Annotated in this window: 8 protein-coding genes; all 8 read left to right on the forward strand. The window is 36.8% G+C overall.

Annotated features, from left to right (window positions below; genetic code table 11):
- Positions 1–530, forward strand: a 530-nt coding sequence (locus KY055_02320; GenBank protein MBZ1345439.1) for a transglutaminase-like domain-containing protein, incomplete at its 5' end; no start/stop codon positions are given.
- Between the two features lie 63 nt (positions 531–593).
- A complete protein-coding gene (locus KY055_02325; GenBank protein ID MBZ1345440.1) occupies positions 594–1,199 on the forward strand; it encodes an HAD family phosphatase in 606 nt (201 codons plus the stop codon).
- Positions 1,200–1,293: 94 nt separating this feature from the next.
- Entirely contained in the window at positions 1,294–1,485 is a 192-nt protein-coding gene (locus KY055_02330; protein MBZ1345441.1) for a hypothetical protein, read from the forward strand.
- A gap of 102 nt (positions 1,486–1,587) precedes the next feature.
- Positions 1,588–2,259 (forward strand): PD-(D/E)XK nuclease family protein, encoded by a 672-nt coding sequence (locus tag KY055_02335; GenBank protein MBZ1345442.1) that lies wholly within the window; start codon positions 1,588–1,590, stop codon positions 2,257–2,259.
- A 42-nt stretch (positions 2,260–2,301) separates the two neighbouring features.
- Entirely contained in the window at positions 2,302–2,562 is a 261-nt protein-coding gene (locus KY055_02340) for a hypothetical protein (protein MBZ1345443.1), read from the forward strand.
- A 77-nt stretch (positions 2,563–2,639) separates the two neighbouring features.
- On the forward strand, positions 2,640–3,830 hold the full coding sequence (locus KY055_02345; protein MBZ1345444.1) for a replication-associated recombination protein A: 1,191 nt from the start codon (positions 2,640–2,642) through the stop codon (positions 3,828–3,830).
- A 34-nt stretch (positions 3,831–3,864) separates the two neighbouring features.
- Positions 3,865–4,278 (forward strand): GerMN domain-containing protein, encoded by a 414-nt coding sequence (locus tag KY055_02350; protein MBZ1345445.1) that lies wholly within the window; start codon positions 3,865–3,867, stop codon positions 4,276–4,278.
- 232 nt (positions 4,279–4,510) lie between these two features.
- A partial coding sequence (locus tag KY055_02355; protein ID MBZ1345446.1) for a methyltransferase domain-containing protein occupies positions 4,511–4,799 on the forward strand: 289 nt, incomplete at its 3' end.

The following is a 4,799-nucleotide window of genomic DNA, read 5'->3' on the forward strand; positions in this document are numbered from 1 at the left end:
AGTTTGAAAGATTGACCCAACCTAATGAAGAAATAAAAAAAATAGCTGATGGTCTTCGAGGCAAGACAGAACAACAGACATTAGAAAATGTTTTATTTTTTTTAGAGGAAAACCTTAAACACATTGATTTAGAGAGGGAGAATCCCAAAGAGTGGAAAAAACTTTTTAATAAACGAGCAGTAGAAGAAATTTTGGAAAATAAAATTTCGTACGGGTGCAACGATACAGCTACAGCATTTACAACCCTTATGAGGAGTTGCGGGATTCCAATAAAGTATATCGAAGGTAAAAGAATTGGGAAATCCGGTACCCATGATTGGGGAGAAGTTTTCGTTGATGGAGAGTGGAAAAGCGTAGATCCTACACAGGGGAGAGAAGGACTTAAATTTGACCCCAAGAAAGTTAAACACGGTCCTTATATTAAGATTTCTGAAAGTCTGGGACCATCCGACAGCATGATAACTTCATACGAAGATTGGATAAGACTAGAAAAATTGTGGGATTACAAAAAGAACATATTAAAGAATTAAATGTTAACTCTTTTCTTACGAAAATAGTCGCCAAAATGGCGGTTTTTTGGTAAAATGAAATGTATGATTAAAGCAATTTTGTTTGATGTGGGCGAGGTGCTTCTTTCAAATCCCTTTGAAGAAGTGTTTCAAAAAATAGCTGACAAGCTAAAAATAGAGGCAGGTGCCCTTAATGAGTTTAGGTTGGAATATCATCAAAGACTAACTACGGGGAGAATATCAGTAGAGTGTTTTCTTACGAAATTAAGAGAAAAATTTAATTTAGATATTAAGGAAGAAGAAATTAAAAAAATTTGGGAGGAGTCATATCTTGAAGTCAGGACTTTAAATCAAGAGTTGTTAGAGATAGTTAAAAAATTAAAAAAGAAATATCGAGTCGGTCTGATTTCTAATATCTATGATTTTTGCGCCAAGATAAATGCTGAAAGAGGATTTGGTGTTGCATTTGAACCAGCCATAATGTCTTACGAAGTTGGATTAGCTAAGCCCGAGAAAGAGATTTTTGAATTAGCCTTAAAGAGATTGAACCTGGAAGCAGACGAATGTGTTTTTATTGATAACAAGGAAAAGAACTTAGAGTCTCCGCGAAAAATGGGTTTTAAAGTTTTTCATTTTCAAAATAACGCGCAATTGATAGATGATTTTAAGAGGTTGGGCATAGAATTATAACTTTTCTATTTATGGGCGGTTTTAATAGGAATCAAAGTCGCCAAGCAGGTTTTTTTGCTTGCCTTAAACTTGTTGAAGGGATAGAATAAATTATATGGAGTGTCAAAAAGAAGAAAATTTAAAAAATTGTCCTTGTACTTGGCCTGATTGTCCGAGAAAGGGGATGTGTTGTCAGTGTATTAAGTATCATTGGCAAAAAAGAGAATTGCCAGCCTGTTATTTTTCTAAGGAAGCCGAGAAAACTTATGACCGTTCTATTGAGAATTTTATTAAAGATCGAAAATAATCATAATCAACCCCGCACCAGAGTCGCCTTCGGCGACACGGTACGGGGCAGGAATTTAGGCCCGCCTTCGCCTCGCGGGCTTCGGCGGGCAAGCCAAAGTTGATGAAAAATAATAATCAACAATTTAGAGTATCGCCATCAAAAATCGGGCAATTACTGGAATGTCCGAAGTGTCTTTGGCTGTTTTACCGAGAGGGCTTAAACAGACCCGAGGGCATATTTCCGACTTTGTTAAACGGAATGGACGGACTGTTTAAGAATTATTTTGACAAATACCGGAACAATGGAATTCTGCCGCCGGAGATAGCAGGCAAGGTAGAAGGAAGATTATTTGAAGACGCTGAAAAATTAAAACAGTGGCAAAACAGAAGTAAGGGTTTACAGGCGGAATTCCCGGAATTTAATATTTTACTCAAAGGACTGATCGATGACCTTTTGGTCACATCCGATAATAAATATATTCCTTTTGATTTTAAAAGCAGGGGATACCCGATAAAAGAAAATACCCATAACTTTTACCAAAATCAGCTCGATTTATATGCTTTGCTTTTTGAGAAAAATGATTTGCCTTCGGCAAACTTTGGCTACCTTCTTTTCTTTTATCCGACAAATTACAATCAAGGCGCCGCCGAATTTAAAACCGAGCTGGTGAAAATGGGTGTCAGCCACCGAAGAGCTTATGAAATTCTGAAAAAAGTTCACCAAATTATTAGCGGTCCCAAGCCGGCATCCGACAGAGAATGTATTTACTGCCAATACCGCAATCGCGTTTGACTTTTTAAAAAAATAAACGTATGATGAAAACAGAAGTAAAATATGATTCCAAGATTCAAAAAAATTCAAAAAATTATAAACTCACGCCTGAATAAAAAACAATTTTTAGAGGAACACAATAAATTGTCTCCCATAAACCTGGGAGCCACTATTTCTTTGCTTTCTCGCTTTAGAATAGAGAAGGCCTCGCTTTTTAAGAATGATAATTGGTCTATAGATAAACTTCGCCGGCCGTTTATTTTATGGCTTACTTCTTTGAAGGCTGAAAAAAAAGAAAATATTAAAAAGAATAAAAAAGATTAGTAGATAAGAAATAAATTTGCTAAAAATTCGCTTTTCCAAGAAGGCGATTTTTTGATAGAGTAACCTTATAATAATCTATGGAACCATTAGCATCAAAAATCAGGCCTAAGACATTGAAAGAATTCGTCGGCCAGGAGCATTTGACGGGGGAGGGAAAACCGTTGAATATCGCGATGAGACAAAAGCATTTGTTTTCTTTTATTTTATGGGGACCACCGGGAAGCGGAAAAACGACTTTGGCAAAAATATATGCCAAGAGTTTAAATGCCAAGCTTTATGAATTATCCGCGGTTTCGGCCGGAAAAGCGGATATTAGAAAAATATTAGCAGATTCTCAAAGCATGCCAAAAGTTTTGTTTTTAGACGAAATTCATCGTTTTAATAAAGCCCAGCAGGATTTTTTGCTTCCTTATGTTGAAAGAGGGGAAATAACGCTTATCGGCGCGACAACGGAAAACCCGAGTTTTGAAGTCATAGCGCCTTTGCTCTCCCGATGCCGAGTTTTTATTTTAAACGAGCTTTCGGATGAAAATATGAAAGCCATTATTAAAAGAACGGGTTTTAAAATGGATAAAAAGGCGGAGGACTGGCTGATTAATATGGCCAATGGCGACGCCAGACAGGCGATAACGATGTTGGAAAACACAAACGAGCTTTATAAAAAAATAACGGTGGAGAATTTAAAAAACGCGCTTCAATCAAAATTTTTAAGATATGACAAAAAGGGGGAGGAGCATTACAATACCATTTCGGCTTTTATCAAAAGTATGAGAGCAAGTCAGGCCGATGCGGCTTTGTATTATTTGGCGCGAATGATTGATTCGGGCGAAGACCCAAAATTCATAGCCAGAAGAATGGTTATTTTCGCTTCAGAAGATATAGGATTAGCCCAGCCCACGGCTTTGGTGGTTGCTAACGACGTATTCAGGGCTGTAGAAACGATTGGTTTGCCTGAATGCGGCATTAATTTGGCTCACGGAGTAGTTTATCTCTGCCAATGCAAAAAAGACAGAAGCGCTTATAATGCTTATCTGGAGGCAATGGAAGACGTTAAAAAATTCGGGAATCTGGCCATTCCTTTGAGTTTGCGGAATCCGGAAACAAAACTAATGAAGGACTTGAATTACGGCAAAGGATATGAAAAATACTCCAAGGAATCTTTTCTGCCCGATTATTGCCATAATTATTGTTGCGGGATTCGGTTATTGGCTTTACCAAAATCTAAGACCGGTGCCAACGCCGCCCTTACAAGAGACAATGACAATTAAGGCCTATTTTGGAAATATAAACTTTAATCCTAATATGCAAGATTGCAGCAAAGTTTATCCGGTTGAGAGAACTGTTCCAAAAACCCTTGGTCCGGCAAAAGTTGCTCTTGAAGAATTGTTTAAGGGACCGAGCGAAGAAGAAAAAACCCAAGGATATGTTTCCTGGTTTTCCAAAGAAACAAAAGACATTTTAAAAAGCGTGAAAATAGAAAATAATACCGCTTATCTTGATTTGAAGGATATCCGTCAGATTATCCCCGGAGCAAGCGCCAGTTGCGGCAGCGCTCATTTTCTGGCTGAAGTGGAAACAACGCTTAAGCAATTTCCTATTGTAAATAGGGTTATAATCGCTATTGATGCCCGGCCGTCAATATTTTATGAGTGGATACAAATCGGCTGCTCCAAAGAAAATGATTTCTGCGACGAAACCCCGTTTAAAGAATTGTAGGGGGTATATAATCTGAATTAAATAATAAAAAAATCGCCAAGGAGGCGATTTTTTGGTAGAATAAAACAATATGGAAAATGACTCTCAAGGCAAAAGAATAGCAGTCAAGATGTGGAAAAAGAAACTGGTAAACTTAAATGAAAAAGGGTTATATTCAATTAAGAAATCTGACTGAGAGAAATCTCGGTTTTTTAAAATTTGTTTTTTGTTTTTAAAATGATAGTTTAAGATAATGTACAGAAAAGACAGACAAAATGAGTTTTACACAGCATTGGCAAAAAAGGATGGGTATCCGGCAAGGTCAGTATATAAACTACAAGAAATAGACAAAAAATACAAAATTATCAAAGAGAACAGCCAGGTTTTAGATTTGGGTTGTGCGCCGGGTTCCTGGATTTTATATATTTCTCAAAAAGTGGGCAATAGGGGAAAGGTAATTGGTGTTGATATTGAAGAAATTAAAATACCCAAAAAATCCAACATTACTTTCATTAAAAAAAGCATTTTTGATTTAAAAGAAT

This window comes from Candidatus Nealsonbacteria bacterium (genome assembly GCA_019923625.1).
Classification (GTDB): domain Bacteria; phylum Patescibacteriota; class Minisyncoccia; order Minisyncoccales; family RBG-13-42-11; genus JAHXGN01.